Source organism: Pantoea sp. ACRSC (assembly GCF_022346785.1).
Lineage (GTDB): Bacteria > Pseudomonadota > Gammaproteobacteria > Enterobacterales > Enterobacteriaceae > Pantoea > Pantoea alvi.
The window spans coordinates 16,332-32,854 of the sequence record NZ_JAKRNN010000010.1; the positions used below are offsets into that span (position 1 = coordinate 16,332).

The following is a 16,523-nucleotide window of genomic DNA, read 5'->3' on the forward strand; positions in this document are numbered from 1 at the left end:
CTTTCCGCTGCGGTCATCTGTGTATGGGGCGCTCAGGTGAGTAAACGCCAGGCGCAGCGAACATTCCTTGTTCAGTTTTCTGCGCCGTTCTGTTTTTGCGCGCAACCGCACGCGGCATTAACTGCCCTGCGCCACCTTTAGTCCGCGATAAAAGGTGGGCTGCACATCCAGGGTTTTCTGGATCAGGCCATATTTCTGATAAAAGTCGGCGGTCTCCTGCTGCTGACGCACCGTATTGTCGTCGATACTCTGCCAGTGCGACTGGCGGCGCGAAAAGGACTTTTCTGCCGCGGCGGCCGGGAAACCGATAATCTTCGCCAGCGTCTGCGCGTAGTCGCCAACGTGACTGTTGGCCCAGCGATCCGCCGCCGCCAGCCGGTTGACGTAATCCTGCAGCGCGGCGCGTTTTTCGCGATCGTTGATGGCGGCGTCGGTGGCGGCCAGAAAGCTGTTGCCGGTCGAGAGCCCGACGCCGTTGACCAGCACGCGGCCGCTCCGGGTCACTTCCGCTAGCGCGGTATAGGGATCCCAGGTCGCCCAGGCGTCTACCGCGCCGCTGGAGAGGGCAATACGCGCATCTGCAGGCTGTAAAAAGCGCCAGCTGACATCTTTATCGCTCAGACCCACCTGCTCAAGGGTTTTTAGCGCCTGAAAATGGCCGATTGAGCCGCGTCCGGTAGCGATGCTTTTACCTTTCAAATCGGCGGCGGTTTTGATGGGCGAATCGGGCCGCACCAGCACCGCCAGTCCCGCGGGCACCGATTTACTGACCGCCACCGCTTTTACCTGCGAACCGGCGGCCAGCGAAAAGAGCAGCGGTGCGTCGCCGATAATGCCCGCATCCACCGCGCCCGCATTGAGCGCCTCCGCCAGCGGCGCGGCGGCGGGAAACTCCGCCCACTCGATGCGGTAGCTCAGATTGTCGAGCTGATGCGCCGCCGTCATCTCGGCGCGCATATTGCCTTTCTGATCGGCGATGCGCAGCGTGACGGCCTGCGCGGAGGGGGCGCTGACCAGCGCAAGCACAATATAAAAAGCGGGATATTTCATCGGGTTTTCTCCTGGCGCAAAAACTCAGAGTAAACCGGGCGTTGAAAAACGCCGATGCCGATTCCGCATGAGGATAGCCGTGAGGCGCATAACGCTGTCGCCTTTGCGCCATCAGTTGTCACTTTTGCACGCGCCGCAAGCGCGTGCGCCGCGGCAGACTGAACGGACTTAATCAGGAGGCTTTATGTTGACGCAACCCGCCGAGAAATACCGTGCTTTTCCCGTTGAAGAACAGAAAAAAGGCTCGCCGAAGCGAGCCTGTAGATAGATATTACTTCTCTTTACTTGATCCACTCATGAAATAAAGAGTCAGATCCTTAAAAATTGATATTCCTCCGTAGAAACAATACAAAACCACAAAGAATTTTGCTATTTCCGGCGGCAACCATGCCAACCATCCCTCTTAAGGAAAAATATCAACTGAAGTCAGGATCACACCTGCTGTAAGAATCCCTGGGAGGGCGCAAGCAGACTTAATTTTTTTTTCTTTACCACGTGCATTGCGCGCCATAATCATGCCCCGAACCGCCACCGTTGCCATTGCCATTCGAAAAGCACTGACCTGTGACGGCCCCTATTAGCCCATTTTTTATTGCATTGGGCACTGAGGGTGCACCAGAAAGAGCGCCCCCAATAATTCCAACTGCACAGGGATTATCACGAATAACAGAACCCAAATCTAAGCCGCCTGAATGGGTTCCTGCAAAGCCGCCACCCTGGCCTCCATAGCTAGTATGTCCAGTATAATTACTGGGGTTATTAAAGGATTCATAGTTACCGCCTCCATTGGCGCCTGCAACTTTTACTAACTGCGCTTTATTCAAAATTTCCATATTCGAACCTCCTGAGAGTTATTCGTCCTAAAAAGGTAAGCAGCGCTGCTTATTTTTTATATCAATATAAAATGCAATAGTCAAAGAAAGCACAGGTGCCTGTGAAATAAGGTTATCTTTTTGATACAAAGGCTTTTTCTAAAATAATCGATCAGGAATTTAACATCCAATCCCAAAGATTAAAAATTAAAAACGACTAATTAATGAGGTATAAACCCTGTTAGTTTTATTTGATAAAGTAACGCCCGGCAGACAACGAAACCTGGCACTCGCTAAAGATGCTCAGGTTTTTTTAGACGCGAACGCGCGCCATACTCAGCAGCGACTTGCCCTGCGCCAGCTGTTCAGGGCGATGGCAAGCCGCGCTGGCAGGGTTACCCCTTCAGATAGTGATGGATCGACGCCAGATCTTTCTCGCCGTAGCCGGCGTCTACCGCCTGCTGCCAGAGTTCAGCGATCTGCTCCAGCGCGGGCAGCTTCGCATCGCCCTTCGCCTCTAACGCCAGCTTCGCATCTTTCAGCGCCCATACCAGGCTCATCTGCGGGGTAAAATCTTCACTGGCGATCATCGCGAGCTTCCCTTTGGCGTAGGGCGCCGCCAGCGGACCGCCCTCCAGCACCTTCCAGAGATCGTCGGTGGTAAAGCCAAACTCCTCCGCCAGGCGCGTGCTCTCCGCCAGGCTCTGCATCAGGCCGATCAGCCAGCTGTTAACGACCAGCTTCATGCGCGACGATTTGCCCGCCTCGCCCAGCCACTGGGTGCCTTTGCCAATCGCGGCGAAGACCTTTTCCGCCGCCTGAGCGCGCGTCTGGTCGCCGCTGGCCATCACCAGGATCTGCGCATTTTCCGCTGGCGCTTTGGTGCCGGAAACCGGCGCGTCGATAAACAGCACGTCCGGGCGCGCTGATGCAAACCAGGCGATCAGGGCGTCGGTTTTCTCAACGCCGATAGTGCCCATCTGCGCCAGGGTCGCGCCCTGCTTCAGCGCCTCTTTCACCTGATGAAGCGTCTTTTCCGTGGTGTCGCCGTCGGAGAGCATGGCGATGACCACGTCAGCGGCCTGCACCGCCTCTGCCGGGCTGTCACACAGCGTCAGGCCGGAGGCGACCAGATCTTCGCCGCGCGCCCGCGTGCGGTTCCAGCCATAGACGGTGAAGCCCTTTTTCAGCAGGTTGGCGGCAAAAGCGTGCCCCATGGCACCTAAACCCAATACGGCGACGGCCGGTTGTTGACTCATACGCATTCCTCTGGTTATCCGTGAACTAAGCATTTAACACTGAAGGGAAAGTCACTAAAAATCCAGCCGGGAAAAACATTTTTCGACGCTGAATTTCGCATAGATCGACCTTATTATTTACGCTTTTCAAATAATCGTAAAAACCCGTAACATACGCGCACAATGTGCCATCTGGTTCATTTCATCTCTTTATGACGGTCTTTCATTTATGAAAATTGCATCACTGCGTCAGGCCAGCCTGCTGCTGCCTGCCATGCTGCCGCTGCCGCTGCTGGCGGCGAACGATACGGGCAGCGCGACCATGGTCGTCAGCGCCGCGCCGGCGCAAACCGGCCTCTCTGAACTCGATACGCCCGCTGCGGTCAGCGTGGTGACCGGCGAGGATATGCGTCAGGCGGCCCCGCGCGTCAATCTGTCGGAAAATCTCGGCAGCGTGCCCGGCCTGCAGATTCAGAACCGACAGAATTACGCCCAGGATCTGCAGCTCTCGGTGCGCGGATTTGGTTCGCGCTCCACTTACGGCGTGCGCGGACTGCGCCTGTACGTCGACGGCATTCCTGCCACCATGCCCGACGGTCAGGGACAAACCTCCAATATCGATATCGGCTCGATCGACCATATCGAGGTGCTGCGCGGACCCTTTTCCGCCCTCTACGGCAACGCCTCGGGCGGCGTGATTAACGTCGACACCCAGACGGGCCAGCAGCCGCCCACGCTGGAAGCAGGCAGCTGGTACGGCAGCTACGGCAGCTGGCGCAACAGCGTCAAGGCGAGCGGCGCGACCGGCGACGGCAGCCAGGCGGGTGACGTCAACTACACCGTTTCCGCCTCGCGCTTCACCACTCACGGCTACCGCGACCACAGCGAGGCGCAGAAGAATCTCGGCAACGCGAAGCTGGGGGTGCGCATCGACGACGTCAGCACCCTGACGCTGCTGTTCAACAGCGTGCATATTGACGCGCAGGATCCCGGCGGGCTGACGCCGGATCAGTGGCGCGCCAACCCGCGCCAGGTGGTCAGCAACGTTACTCTCTACAACACGCGCAAAACTGTGGATCAGACCCAGGGCGGCCTGCACTATCAGCGTCAGATGGGCGAAAACGACGATCTCAGCGTGATGATGTACGCCGGGATGCGCGAAACCACCCAGTATCAGTCGATCCCGAAAAACGTCCAGCTCAGCGCGAAACATCCCGGCGGCGTGATCGACCTGACGCGCCACTATCAGGGCATCGACACGCGCTGGACCCACCGCGACAGCCTGTTCAGCGTGCCGGTGACGCTAACCGGCGGGCTCGACTATGAAACCATGACCGAGCGCCGCAAGGGTTTCGAAAACTTCAGCGGCAACGACCTGGGCGTTAAAGGTAATATCCGCCGCAACGAACGCAACCTGATGTGGAACCTGGATCCCTACCTGCAGACCGCCTGGCAGCTGACCGATAAATGGTCGCTGGACGCCGGGCTGCGCTACAGCACGGTCAGCTTCGACTCCAACGACCACTATATTACCGCCGGCAACGGCGACGACAGCGGCGACGCGCGCTACCACAAATGGCTGCCCGCCGCGTCGCTGAAGTACGCTATCGACAGCAGCTGGAACGCCTATCTCTCTGCAGGGCGCGGCTTTGAAACGCCGACCATCAACGAACTCTCCTATCGCGCCGACGGCGAGACGGGTCTGAATACCCAGCTGAAGCCAGCGACCAGCGACACGGTCGAACTGGGCACCAAAAAACGCATCGGCAACGGCCTGATCACCGCCGCGCTGTTCCAGACCGACACCCAAAACGAGATCGTCACCGATACCAGCCTCGGCGGCCGCACCACCTACAAAAACGCCGGGCAAACCCGTCGTCGCGGCCTGGAGCTGGGAGTGGATCAGCAGTTCGCCGCCGACTGGCGCGCGAAGGCAGCCTGGACGCTGCTCGACGCGCGCTATCGCAGCAACGCCTGCGGCGATACGAGCTGCGACGGCAACCGCATTCCCGGCATTGCGCGTAATATGCTCTACGCCAGCGTGGCGTACGCGCCGGAACAGGGCTTTTATGCGGGCGCGGAGATGCGCTATATGAGCGATATCGCCGCCGACGACGAGAACGACGTCAAGGCGCCCGCCTATACCGTGGCGGCGCTCAACAGCGGCTACAAATGGCTGGTGCAGAACTGGACGCTGGATCTTTTCGGCCGCGTCGATAACCTTTTCGACCGCCGCTACGTCGGCTCGGTCATAGTCAATGAAGGCAACGGACGCTACTTTGAACCGGCACCGGGACGGAACTACAGCGTCGGCCTGACGCTGAGCTACGCCTTCCAGTAAGCCCTCTCGCCCCGGCCAGCCGCCGGGGCTTTCTTATGGCGCGCGCCGCGCCATCCAGCGGGCGATCCAGCGCGATAAAATCGGACCGGTGAACATCACCACGATAAAGCGCCCGGTCTGCATCGCCATCACAAACGGCATATCGACGTTGCTCGACGCCGCGATAATTGCCACCGAGTCCGCCCCGCCCGGACTGGTCGCCAGATAGGCGGTCAGCGGATCGATACCGGCAAACTCCACCAGCAGAAAAGCGAACAGGCCGCAGATAGCGATCAGCGTCAGCACCGACAGCAGCACGCGCGGAAAGGCGTGCGCCGCATAGCGCAAAATATCGGCGCTGAAGCGCAGGCCGATGCCCCAGCCGACAAAGGCGTAGGCCAGCGCCAGCAGCCATTTAGGCAGGGTGATCGCGAGGCCGCCAAAATCCTGGAGCAGCGAGGCAACAATCAGCGTCATCAGCATCGGGCCGGCGGGAATGCGTAACAGACGCGCCGCCAGCAGCCCGGCGGCGATGGTCAGCAGCGTAAACAGAAAGGCGGTCAGCGCGAAAGGTGCGAAGAGGTGGAGCGCGGGCGAGGCGGCAGGCGCGCCACCCTCGTGGGTCCAGAGCCGCGTCACCAGGGTCGCGACCAGCGCCACCATCATCACGCGCAGATACTGCATAAAGGCGACGAGGCGCACGTCGGCGCCGAAACTCTCCGCCATCAAGGTCATGGCCGTCGCCGCACCGGGCGACGATCCCCAGATGGCGGTCGATCCCGGCAGCACGCGGAAGCGCGCCAGCAGGCCGCCCAGCGCCAGGCTGGCAATAATCACCGAACCGACGCAGAGCACAAACAGCGGCCAGTCGTCGGCGATTTCATGAAAAATCGTGGCGGGGATCGCTGCGGCGATCATGGCGCCCACCGTCGCCTGCGCGCCGTTAAACAGCGGCCGCGCGATTTTTAGCGTGCGGCCGGAGGCGGCGAAGCCGATGCCCGCAAACATCGGGCCAAGCAGCAGCGCGGCCGGAATATGCAGCCATTCCAGCAGCGCCACCAGCGCCGCCGAGCTGAGGATCAGCCCGGCCCAGCGCCCCAGGCCCGCCTGCGCCATCGTCATATCAGCGCGCGTCGACCAGCGCCAGCACCTCAGCAGCCGAGCCGGTTTCGCCGAGGCGCGGGAAGATCAGCTTAACGCTGTTGTTGTGGGTGTCGAGATTAAGATCGGTCATGGCGTCGGTGGCTAAAGTGACGTTGTAACCTAACTCATAGGCCTGACGCGCGGTGGATTCGACGCCGATGCTGGTGGCGATGCCGCACACCACCACCTGGGTGACGCCGCGCTTTTGCAGCTCCTCGTGCAGCGCCGTATTGTGAAACGCGCCCCAGGTCTTCTTGGTCACGGTAATATCGCCCGGCTGCGGCTTCATTTCCGGTACCAGCGTCGCCCAGTCGGCCGGCAGCTCGCCGCTGTGGCTGCCCTGCTCGTTTCGGCCCGGCGCGCCGCCGGCCACATTCACCAGCACCACCGGCAGCTGGCGGGCGCGAAAGCCGTCGGCGAGCTGCGCGCAGCGGTCGATTACCGGCTGCGGCTCATGCACCACCGGCAGGCGCACAATGCCGTGCTGCAGGTCGATAATGATGAGAGCGGTTTGGTGATCAAGGGTAGTCAGTGCCATAAAAAATCCTCTCAGGATGCGTGGTCGGCGAGTCGTTGCAGTAAGGGGATGGCACGCAGCAAAAGCTGCTGCTCCTCGGCGCTGAGCTCGGTATCAATGGCGCGCACCAGCCAGTCGTCGCGCATCGCCCGGTTGGCGGTAAGCAGCGCACGGGCGGCAGGCGTGGCGGTATAGCGGGTTTTACGGCCGTCGAGGGGATCGGCCTCTCCCTGCACCATCTCCGCCGCCAGCAGGCTGGCAACGGTAGCACCCATCGACTGGGTGCGTACGCCCTCTGCTGCCGCCAGTTCGGTCACGGTCATCGCCCCGTCGCGCACCAGATAACCCAGCACGGAAACCTGCGACCAGGTGAGATCGCCGGGCGGCGCAGATTCGCGCAGCCGCCGACCCAGTCGACCAACCAGCATACGCAGCAGGGTGGCTGATTCGTTCAGTTCGCTCATCGCCCTTCTCCTTACGTTGCCTGAAGTATAGATATAGGAAGGCAAACTGTGTAGTTTACCTTCGTATCAATTTGTAAGGTCGGGACGCTGCAGATAGTGGATCAGGCTGTGAAAGCGCAGCGGCACGGCAAGCGGATTGCGGTAGCTGTGGGCCACATCGGCGGCGAACTGCAGCGCCTCGCCCGCCTGTAAACGCCGCCAGACGCCGTGCAGCCCCAGCAGCAGCTCTCCCTCAATCACCACCACCTGCTCGACGCAGCCTTGCTCGTGCGGCGAGGAGTCGCTCTGCGCGCCCGCCGCCAGCTCGACCGCCAGCAGGTCGAAACGCAGCTGCGCATCGTAAGGCAGCAGCGGCCGCACGGTCATCTGCGCGTTGGGCTGGCTAAAGCGCGCGCTGTCGCCGCTCTGCAGCCCGTTGCCCTGAATAAAAAAAGAGAATGGAACGTTGAAACCGGTAGCGATTTTCCACAGCGTCGCCACCGTCGGACTGGACTCACCGCGCTCGATCTGGCCGAGCATCGCTTTGCTGACGCCGGTGCGCTCTGCGGCCAGCGTCAGGCTCCAGCCGTTCGCCTGGCGCAGCTGTTTCAGCGCCCCGCTGAGATGCTGATGCAGATTTTCCATAAGTTTCTCCTGAAATCCTGGCAGCAGTGTAACACTTGAGCGCTATAGCGCACACTGCTACGATGTGCGCTATAACGCACAGCGGAGGTTTTATGCAGAGCATTACGGCGCGATCCGCCTTTTCTTTTCCCATGCTGGTGTCGGGTTTCGTTGCCGTGCTGGTCGGCTACAGTAGCTCCGCGGCCATTATTTTTCAGGCCGCGCAGGCTGCCGGCGCTTCGCCGACGCAGATCGGCGGCTGGCTGTCGATGCTGGGCATCGCGATGGGCCTCTGTTCGCTGGGGCTGTCGCTCTGGACGCGCATGCCGATCCTCTGCGCCTGGTCCACCCCCGGGGCGGCGCTGCTGGCGACCAGCCTGCAGGGCCTTTCTATCAATGAGGCGGTCGGCGTGTTTATCTTCGCCAACGCGCTGATTGTGCTGAGCGGCGTGACCGGCCTGTTTGCGCGCCTGATGAAGGTGATCCCGCCCGCGCTGGCCTCCGCCATGCTCGCCGGGATCCTGCTGCGCTTCGGGCTGGAAGCCTTTACCGGCCTGCAGAACGATAGTGCGCTGTGCGGCGCGATGCTGCTGAGCGGGCTGCTGGCGCGGCGCTGGCTGGCGCGCTACGCCATTCTGGCGACGCTGGCGGTGGGCATCGCGGTGGCGCTTGCCCGGCACGAAATTCATTTTCCGGCGCAGATAGCGAGCTTCGCGCTGCCGCAGGGCATCGTGCCGCATTTTAGCCTGACCGCGCTGCTCGGCGTCGGCCTGCCCTTTTTTCTCGTTACCATGGCGTCGCAAAACGCGCCGGGCATCGCCACGCTGCAGGCGCACGGCTATCAGCCACCGGTCTCGGCGCTGATGAGCTGGACCGGGCTGGTCGCCCTGCTGCTGTCGCCGTTCGGCGGGTTTTCCGTCTGTATCGCCGCCATTACCGCCGCTATCTGCATGGGCGATGAGGTTGACCCTGACCCGCGCCGCTGCTGGATGGCCGCCGCGCTGGCCGGCCTGTTTTATCTGCTGGCCGGGCTCTCGGGCGCGCTTATCGCCGCCCTGTTTGTGGCGCTGCCGTCACCGCTTATCGCCACCCTTGCCGGGCTGGCGCTGCTGTCGACCTTTAGCGGCAGCCTGACGCGCGCGCTGGCGCAGCCCGATACCCGCGACACCGCCGCCATTACCTTTCTGATCACCGCCTCCGGCCTCTCGCTGTCTGGCATTGGCGCGGCGTTCTGGGGGCTGGTCGGCGGCGTTGTGGCGCACGCCGTGCTGACGCGCCGCGCACCATAACCGGCTGGGCGCGCTGTGCATTTTTTATCGCAGCGCGCGAAAAACGCCCTTAATTATCGTTTTTTCCGCCGTTTGATTTGCCGTAGCCCGGCGTAAAATCACTCCAATCGCCGATATCACACGATTTTCTGCCTTACACTTTGACCGATAAGGGCCCAACAGGTGGCAAAAACTTTTCTGCGCAGCGGCAATCTTGACGCGGTGCTGGCGCTGGGTGAAAACGGCCAGCCGGTTTACGCATCCGCGCTGCAAATTCGCGAAACGCTGCGGCTACGCCGTCAGACCGTGCTGGCCAACTGCCTGGCTATTCCTCAGCCTAATGCGCGTGGTGACCGTCTCGACTGGTACGCGCCCTTCAGCGGCAAGGTTAAATCCTGGCTGGGTGCCAGCGATCGCGAGCGCCGGCAGGCGCTGGAACAGCTGACGGCAACGCAGCAGGAGATGCAGGATCTCAGCGCGCGCGCGCGCGACGCGGAGAATCCGGCGATGCGCCTGTTCGGCGCGCTGCTGAGCAAAGCGCTGCAGTTTCCCGATCAGCAGTATGTCTACCTGGTGGACGGCAAGCCGGTGATCACCTTCTGGGGCTTTGTCGACGCTCAGTCGCGCACGCGCGACGACGCGCTCGCCTGCCTGCGCGATACGCTGGAGGCGTCGCTGCCGCCGCTGCTGCCGGAAGTCACCGTTACTGCACCGCAGCCGGCGATGGCAGAGATGCCACTGATGGTCGCTGAGCCTGTGCCCGTGCCGGAACCCGTCGCCGACGCGGTGCCGGTCGCCGCGACGCCTCCTGTCGCGCCAGCCGCAGCGCCCGCTGTCGCGCCGGTCACAAAGCGCCGCGCCTTCCGCCTCTGGTATCTGACGCCGGTCGCGCTGGCCGTTGCCGGGGCCGCCGCGTTCTGGCTGCATCAGCCGGTGCAGGTCGCTGCGCCGCAGCTGGCCGCACCGGCGGCCACCGCTATCGCGCCGCCTGCCGCACTGGTCGCCGCACAAAAGCTCGCCGCTACCCTGCCGCAAACGCCAGCCAGCGTTGCCGCGCCCGCCGAAACGGCAGCGCCTTCCGCTACCCTTGCCAGCGTAGTGACGCCCGCCGTTCCCGCCGCGGGCGACGCGCTGAAAATGAGCGTGGAGGATGTGCGTACCGGCGCGATCAACGTCGTTGACGGCCGCTGGCGCGTGGTGATGCAAAATTCCCTGCCGGGGGGCGCATCGCCGGTGCTGCACTATGAGATCCGCGGCGGCAAAGGCAGCGCCACGGTCACCCAGGGCAATAACCTGCGCTGCAGCGCCGATGAAGTCTCCGCCGCCATGCTCGGCAGCGGTCAGCTCTCGGTGCGCAGCCGCTATACCGCTAAATGCAGCGACGGCTCGCGCTACCGCATGCCGCAGCTGATGTGTAAGCCGGGAGACGGCGCCGCCGTGTGCGAAGCGCTGTTCAGCGATGACAAATCCTTCCCGATGACGATTAAGCGTGAGAGTAAGTAACCATGTTGGCTCCCCTGATCGATGACAAACAAAAAATCACGCTGATTGAAGAGAGCGGCGTGCAGTTTCTGGATTTCGGCCTGCGCATCGCAGCAGGCCAGGCGCGCCGCCAGTTTGTGCGCCAGACCGCAAACGGTCCGCTGCTGCGCCTCAACGTCGACGGCAACAGCGGCAAGTTTCTGCTCTATCCGCAGGATGGCGGCGCGCCGGAAGTGGTGCGCCCGGAATCGGACGTGGCGCTGGCCGACTCGCTGACGCTGCTGGCGGACTGCTGGCTGCCCCTGCCGATGCTGCGCTGCGCCAGCGGCCGTCGCTTTATCGGCGGCCCGGAGAACTGGGCGCGCCTGCGCCTCACCGCGCTGGCGCAGCCCGATGCGGCGGGCAATACCCACCGCGTGACCCTGGCGTTCGATACCCGCTGCGTGGCGCAGGAGGATGGCGGCGAGCAGCTCGGCCTGACCGCCGCCGACGCGCAAAACGGCGTCACCTTCTCACTCGCCTGGCACAACTACGAGCTGGGCGAGTTTCTCGATCATATCTGGGTGGACGGCTGGCTGCGTGAAGCGTTCAGCGACCGCGTCGGCGACCGCCGCGAACAGGCGATCGCGCAGGCGCTGCGCGAGTTTGAGTATCAGGCGCACTACCTGAACCTGCTGGAGCTGCTCGGCGAGCAGCTTAACCTGAACGATATCCATCTTCAGGCCGCCACCCAGCAAACGCCGGCGGTGAACGTCGATATTATTCTCGACGTCGGCAACTCGCACACCTGCGGCATCCTGGTAGAAGATCACCCGGAAGAGAGCAACGGCCTGAAGCAGACCTACGAACTCCAGCTGCGCGACCTTTCGCAGCCGCATCAGGTCTATAACGAACTGTTTGACAGCCGGCTGGAGTTTGCGGAAACGAACTTCGGCAAGGCGAGCTTTTCGCTGCAGAGCGGCCGCGAAAACGCCTTTATGTGGCCGTCGCTGACGCGCGTGGGCCGCGAGGCGAGCCGCCTGGCGCTGCAGCGCGCCGGCCTTGAGGGCAGCACCGGCATCTCCAGCCCGCGCCGCTATCTCTGGGACGAGGCGCGCTACCAGCCAGGCTGGCGCTTTAACCAGCCGCAGGGTGCAAACGAGCCGCAGGCCAACGCCGCGCCCTTCACCTTTCTGCTGAATGACGAAGGTGAGCCGCTGCACGCGCTCGCCGAGGACGATCGCCTGCCGGTCTTTTCCGCCCACTACAGCCGCAGCTCGCTGATGACCTTTATGCTGTGCGAACTGCTGGCGCAGGCGCTGATGCAGATGAACAGCGCCGCGCAGCGCCAGCGCATGCCGCAGAGCCACGCGCCGCGCCAGCTGCGCCACGTTATCCTGACCCTGCCGTCGGCGATGCCGAAGCCGGAGCGCGAGATTTTCCGCCGCCGCATGCAGCAGGCGATCGCGCTGGTGTGGAAAGCCGAGGGCTGGCACGCGGCCGACGAGCCGTTTGACGCCGCCACGCCGCCCACGTGCCGCAAGCCGGTGCCGGACGTGCAGATGGAGTGGGACGAGGCTACCTGTGGCCAGATGGTCTGGCTGTTCAACGAAACGCAGGTCAACTTCGCCGGACGCGCGCAGGACTTCTTTAGCAGCACCGCGCGCCCGGATCGTCCGCGCGAAGCGGACGAAGTGCCGGGCAAAAGCCTGCGCATCGCCTCGATCGATATCGGCGGCGGCACCACCGATCTGGCGATTACCCACTACCGTCTCGACGACGGCCAGGGCAATAACGTCAAAATTACCCCGCGCCTGCTGTTCCGCGAAGGCTTTAAAGTCGCGGGCGACGATATTCTGCTGGACGTTATCCAGCTCTGGATCCTGCCTGCGCTGCAGCAGAGCCTGCAAAAGGCGGGCCTGACGCTGGCCGAGCCGCTGCTGAACAAGCTGTTCGGCCACGACGGCCGCCTCGACGGGCAGGCCACGCTGCGCCAGCAGGCGACGCTGCAGCTGTTTATTCCGCTGGCGCAGGCGGTGCTGGAGCGCTACGAAAGCTGGGACCCGCTGGAGAGCCACGCGGAGATTAACGCCCTGTTCGGCGAACTGGTGGAGAGCCGTCCGGCCGACGCGGTGCTCGCCTTTATCAACGGCGAGATCCAGCGCGCCCTGGGTGCCGACAGCGGTTTCGATCTGCTGGAAGTGCCGCTGATCGTCAGCCTTGCGCAGCTGCACGCCGAGTTTATGCAGCACCGCATGGCGATTATTCCGGCGCTGCGCTCAATGTGCGAGGTGGTGTCGCTCTATCAGTGCGATGTGCTGCTGCTCACCGGCCGCCCGTCGCGCTTCCCCGGCATTCAGGCGCTGGTGCGCCATCTGCAGCCGCTGCCGGGCAGCCGCATTCTGTCGCTGGAGGGCTATCACACCAGCGACTGGTATCCGTTCAACAAACATGGCCGCATCGACAACCCGAAATCCACCGCGGCGGTGGGCGCGATGCTCTGCCTGCTGGCGCTGGATCTGCGCCTTAACAGCTTCTGGTTCCGCGCGGGCGATTTCGAGCCCTACTCGACGATCCGCTATCTTGGCGTGCTGGATGAAAATCAGGCGCTGACCGACGATAATCTCTGCTACGGCGATATCGATCTCGACGACCGGAGCTTCGCGCTGGACCGCAAAAGCAGCTTCCGCATTCGCGGCAACGTCTGCCTCGGCTTCCGCCAGCTCGACAACGATCGCTGGCCCGCGTCGCCGCTCTATAGCCTGACCCTGAACGACGCTCAGCTGGCGCGCAAGGTGGCCGGAGAGAGCGTGCTGCGCGTGAAGCTGGCGGTTGCGCCCGGCCCGACGCTGCCGGGGCCGGAGCGCCTGGTGCTGAGCGACGCCCGCCTCGACGATGGCACCCGCGTGCCGCTCGAGCAGCTGAGCCTGAAGCTCAACACCCTCTCGCCGACGGGCAACGCCAACGCCCAGTACTGGATTGACAGCGGAAGCCTTTGTAAACGATGAGAACTGTAAAACCGCGCCAGCCGCAGACGCTGGCAAAACGCCTTGGCCTGCTGCAGGAGGCGCTTAACGCCAGCCTGGGCTGGATCGCCGAACACCGCGACGCGTCGCCGCGCCTGGCGCTGGAGGCGGAAACCTTCACGCGCCAGCTGCGCCGCGCCCGCGTGCAGAGCGATGCGCTGGCCCAGCAGGTCGTCCGTCCGGTGACGCTGGCGCTGTTCGGCCAGTCGCAGGCGGGTAAAGCCTGGCTGCTGAGCGAAATGGTCGCCGACGCGCAGGGGCAGCTGCTGACGCGCCTCGGCGAAAAAAGCCTGAACGTCTTCCAGCAGATCAATCCCGGCAATCTCGACTTCGCTGCGGCGACCCGCTACTGCCATCAGCGCGACCCCCTTTCCGGTGAATGGCCGGTGGAGCTGCAGCTGCTGGGCGAGGCGGAAATTTTACGCCTGGTGCTGAGCTGCCGTCATGCGGCGGCACAGCCGGAAAGCGCCCAGCTCGACCAGCAGCTGCAGCGCCTGCAGCGCCAGCGGCTCAGCGCCCCGGTGGGCGGGCTCGACAGCGACGCGCTGGTCACGCTCTGGGCCTGGAGCCGTCGTCACCGCTGTCACGATCCGCGGCTCGACCGCCATTTCTGGCCGCAGGCGGTCGAACTGGCCCCGGCGCTCAGCGTGGACGACCGGGTGCAGCTCTTTGCGCTGCTGTGGCCGACGCAGCCGGAGCTGAGCGAGGCGCTGCACGCGCTGCTGCATCTGCGCCATCAGCTGCGCAGTGCCAGCCGCGTGCTTGCGCCGCTTAGCCTGCTGACGGATGAGGCGCTGCTGCCGAGCGAACAGCTGATCGCGCCCGCCAGCGAGCAGGATCGGCAGATGAAGGTGGAAGTCTGCCCGCTGAACGGCAACCGCATCGGCAAGCCGCAGCAGGTGGCGCTCGGCTGGCTGGCGCTGCTGACCCTGGAGCTGACCATCCCCTTAAGCTCCACGCCGCGCACCGCCCTGTTTGACGACGCCGATATGCTGGATCTGCCCGCGCCCGGCGCGCCCGCCGATGCGGCGGCGCTGGAGGAGCGTCAGCGTCTGGAGCAGCAGGATCCGCTGCTTGCCCGACTGCTGGAGCAGAAACGCGCCCTGCTGCCTGGCTTTTACGCCACGCGCCAGGGGATCGATTTAATGCTGGTCTGCACCGCCGCCAGCCAGCGCCAGGATGTCGATGTCGCCAGCCGCGCGCTGCGCGAATGGCAGCTGCATCAGCCGCCGCGCGAAAACGGCGAAAAGCCGCGCCTGATTTGGGCCATCACCCCTTATGACGCGCGCCATCAGCAGATTAACGTCGATGAGGCGGTACAGCGCCAGATCGGCCAGCCCGGTCAGCGCTGGGGATCAATGCTGGCGCTCGATCGCGCCGGCGTCGATCGCATGGCGGAGTGGCTGCAGGATGAGATGCAGCCTGATGCGCGCCGCGATCGGCTGCTGGCCGAGCTGCGCGCCCTGCAGCACAGCGTGCTGGAGCGTCGACTGCTGCCCTGGACCGATGCCGAAGCGAGCGCCGAACAGGCGGCGCGCAGGCAGACCATCGCCGATACGCTGCTGAAATGTCTGCAGCACCGCACCGGCCTGCACGGCGAACTGCTGGAGCGGCTGCAGCCGCCGCGCGAAACGCTGCGCCAGCTCTGGCTCAGCCAGCATGACGCGCCGACCACGGCCGCGGCGATCCGCGCCGAGGCGCCCGCGCAGCATTTCGGCGTCGGATTTGAATTCGATCTCTTTAGCGATACGCCGCTGGCCGAGCCGGCGGGCGCGCCGCATCAGGTCAGCGCCGTGGGACAGAGCTTTGCGCGCCAGGTGATGGCGCTGTGGCTCGATCATCTGCGCGAGCTGCCGGAGAACCGCAGCCTGCTGACGCTGCTGAATGTGGATCGCGGCACGCTGGAGTGGCTGGTAGAAGAGCTGATCGTTGCCAGCTTCCGCCTCGATATGCTGACGTCGCTGGAGCAGGCGCTGCACGAGCCGGAAAACCCCACCGTTACCCATGAGTCGCGCGCCGATCGTCAGGTTTCCCGCGCCATGACGGTGCTGGGGGATTTTGTCGCCTGGCTGGGCTTTTTACAGCGTGATGAAGCGGAACGGCCGCCGAGCCGCGTCAATCGCGGCCAGCCGATTTTTGCGCGTCCGCCCGCGCCGAGCGTCAGCTTCTCTGCCGGACAGCGGCTGACGCGCCTCTCCGCCGCGCCCGCCAACCACACCGCCTACTATATTTACGACTGGCTGGTCGGGCTCAATTCGGTGATCCTGGAGAACAACGGTCACGCCGGTGGACGCGACGTCACGCCCGCCGCGCGCGCCGCGCTGACCGCCATCCTCGCGACGCTGCGCAGCTAATCCCGCTTCAGGCGCAGGTCGCCCTCCAGCACCTGCGCCGCCTCTTCCAGCAGCGCCAGCACGGCGGCAAACTCGTCGCGCTTTTCCGCCTCCGCCGCGTGGCGCAGATGAATACGCGCCGGCAGCGCCATGCCGCCGGTCAGCCAGTCCCACAGCGCGTCCAGATTATTGCCGAAGGCGAACGGGCAATGACTCTGCTGCGCCAGCGTCTGGTAGAGCGCATCGCGATCCGCCAGGCGACGAAAGTCGAGCGTAATGGTCAGCATC

Annotated in this window: 13 protein-coding genes; 5 read left to right on the plus strand and 8 right to left on the minus strand. The window is 63.6% G+C overall.

Going from position 1 to position 16,523, the window contains the following annotated elements:
- Positions 1-117 precede the first annotated feature (117 nt).
- The 3 genes from MHZ97_RS11470 to MHZ97_RS11480 all read right to left on the minus strand — a co-directional run bounded on the left by MHZ97_RS11470 (position 118) and on the right by MHZ97_RS11480 (position 3,121).
- Positions 118-1,050 (minus strand): ABC transporter substrate-binding protein, encoded by a 933-nt coding sequence (locus MHZ97_RS11470; RefSeq protein WP_239314642.1) that lies wholly within the window; start codon positions 1,048-1,050, stop codon positions 118-120.
- 488 nt (positions 1,051-1,538) lie between these two features.
- Complete coding sequence (locus MHZ97_RS11475) at positions 1,539-1,883, minus strand: hypothetical protein (RefSeq protein ID WP_239314641.1); 345 nt, start codon at positions 1,881-1,883, stop codon at positions 1,539-1,541.
- 374 nt (positions 1,884-2,257) lie between these two features.
- Complete coding sequence (locus MHZ97_RS11480; protein ID WP_103795745.1) at positions 2,258-3,121, minus strand: NAD(P)-dependent oxidoreductase; 864 nt, start codon at positions 3,119-3,121, stop codon at positions 2,258-2,260.
- A 208-nt stretch (positions 3,122-3,329) separates the two neighbouring features.
- Between MHZ97_RS11480 and pqqU the strand changes: the two genes are divergently transcribed.
- Positions 3,330-5,441: a TonB-dependent receptor PqqU gene (gene pqqU, locus MHZ97_RS11485; RefSeq protein ID WP_239314640.1), complete on the plus strand. Its 2,112-nt coding sequence runs from the start codon at positions 3,330-3,332 to the stop codon at positions 5,439-5,441.
- Between the two features lie 33 nt (positions 5,442-5,474).
- On the opposite strand, the gene MHZ97_RS11490 is transcribed toward pqqU, so the two are convergent.
- The 4 genes from MHZ97_RS11490 to MHZ97_RS11505 form a co-directional block, all read right to left on the minus strand.
- Positions 5,475-6,542: an AbrB family transcriptional regulator gene (locus tag MHZ97_RS11490; RefSeq protein ID WP_239314639.1), complete on the minus strand. Its 1,068-nt coding sequence runs from the start codon at positions 6,540-6,542 to the stop codon at positions 5,475-5,477.
- 1 nt (position 6,543) lies between these two features.
- Complete coding sequence (locus MHZ97_RS11495; RefSeq protein WP_239314638.1) at positions 6,544-7,101, minus strand: isochorismatase family protein; 558 nt, start codon at positions 7,099-7,101, stop codon at positions 6,544-6,546.
- An 11-nt stretch (positions 7,102-7,112) separates the two neighbouring features.
- The gene (locus tag MHZ97_RS11500) at positions 7,113-7,544 is read right to left on the minus strand and encodes a MarR family winged helix-turn-helix transcriptional regulator (protein ID WP_103795687.1); all 432 of its coding nucleotides are present in this window, start codon (positions 7,542-7,544) and stop codon (positions 7,113-7,115) included.
- 66 nt (positions 7,545-7,610) lie between these two features.
- A complete protein-coding gene (locus tag MHZ97_RS11505; protein WP_103795686.1) occupies positions 7,611-8,168 on the minus strand; it encodes a helix-turn-helix domain-containing protein in 558 nt (185 codons plus the stop codon).
- Positions 8,169-8,260: 92 nt separating this feature from the next.
- Here MHZ97_RS11505 and MHZ97_RS11510 point away from each other — a divergent pair, with 92 nt between their 5' ends.
- The 4 genes from MHZ97_RS11510 (at position 8,261) to MHZ97_RS11525 (ending at position 16,256) form a co-directional block, all read left to right on the plus strand.
- Entirely contained in the window at positions 8,261-9,436 is a 1,176-nt protein-coding gene (locus MHZ97_RS11510; protein WP_239314637.1) for a benzoate/H(+) symporter BenE family transporter, read from the plus strand.
- A gap of 162 nt (positions 9,437-9,598) precedes the next feature.
- The gene (locus tag MHZ97_RS11515) at positions 9,599-10,918 is read left to right on the plus strand and encodes an SrfA family protein (protein WP_239314636.1); all 1,320 of its coding nucleotides are present in this window, start codon (positions 9,599-9,601) and stop codon (positions 10,916-10,918) included.
- A gap of 2 nt (positions 10,919-10,920) precedes the next feature.
- Positions 10,921-13,884 (plus strand): virulence factor SrfB, encoded by a 2,964-nt coding sequence (locus MHZ97_RS11520; RefSeq protein ID WP_103795683.1) that lies wholly within the window; start codon positions 10,921-10,923, stop codon positions 13,882-13,884.
- A complete protein-coding gene (locus tag MHZ97_RS11525; protein WP_239314635.1) occupies positions 13,881-16,256 on the plus strand; it encodes a virulence factor SrfC family protein in 2,376 nt (791 codons plus the stop codon). Before MHZ97_RS11520 ends, MHZ97_RS11525 begins: the two co-directional genes overlap by 4 nt.
- Here the strand turns inward: MHZ97_RS11525 and MHZ97_RS11530 are convergent.
- The gene (locus tag MHZ97_RS11530) at positions 16,253-16,522 is read right to left on the minus strand and encodes a barstar family protein (RefSeq protein ID WP_239314634.1); all 270 of its coding nucleotides are present in this window, start codon (positions 16,520-16,522) and stop codon (positions 16,253-16,255) included. The two genes, MHZ97_RS11525 and MHZ97_RS11530, sit on opposite strands and share 4 nt — an antisense overlap.
- Position 16,523 lies beyond the last annotated feature (1 nt).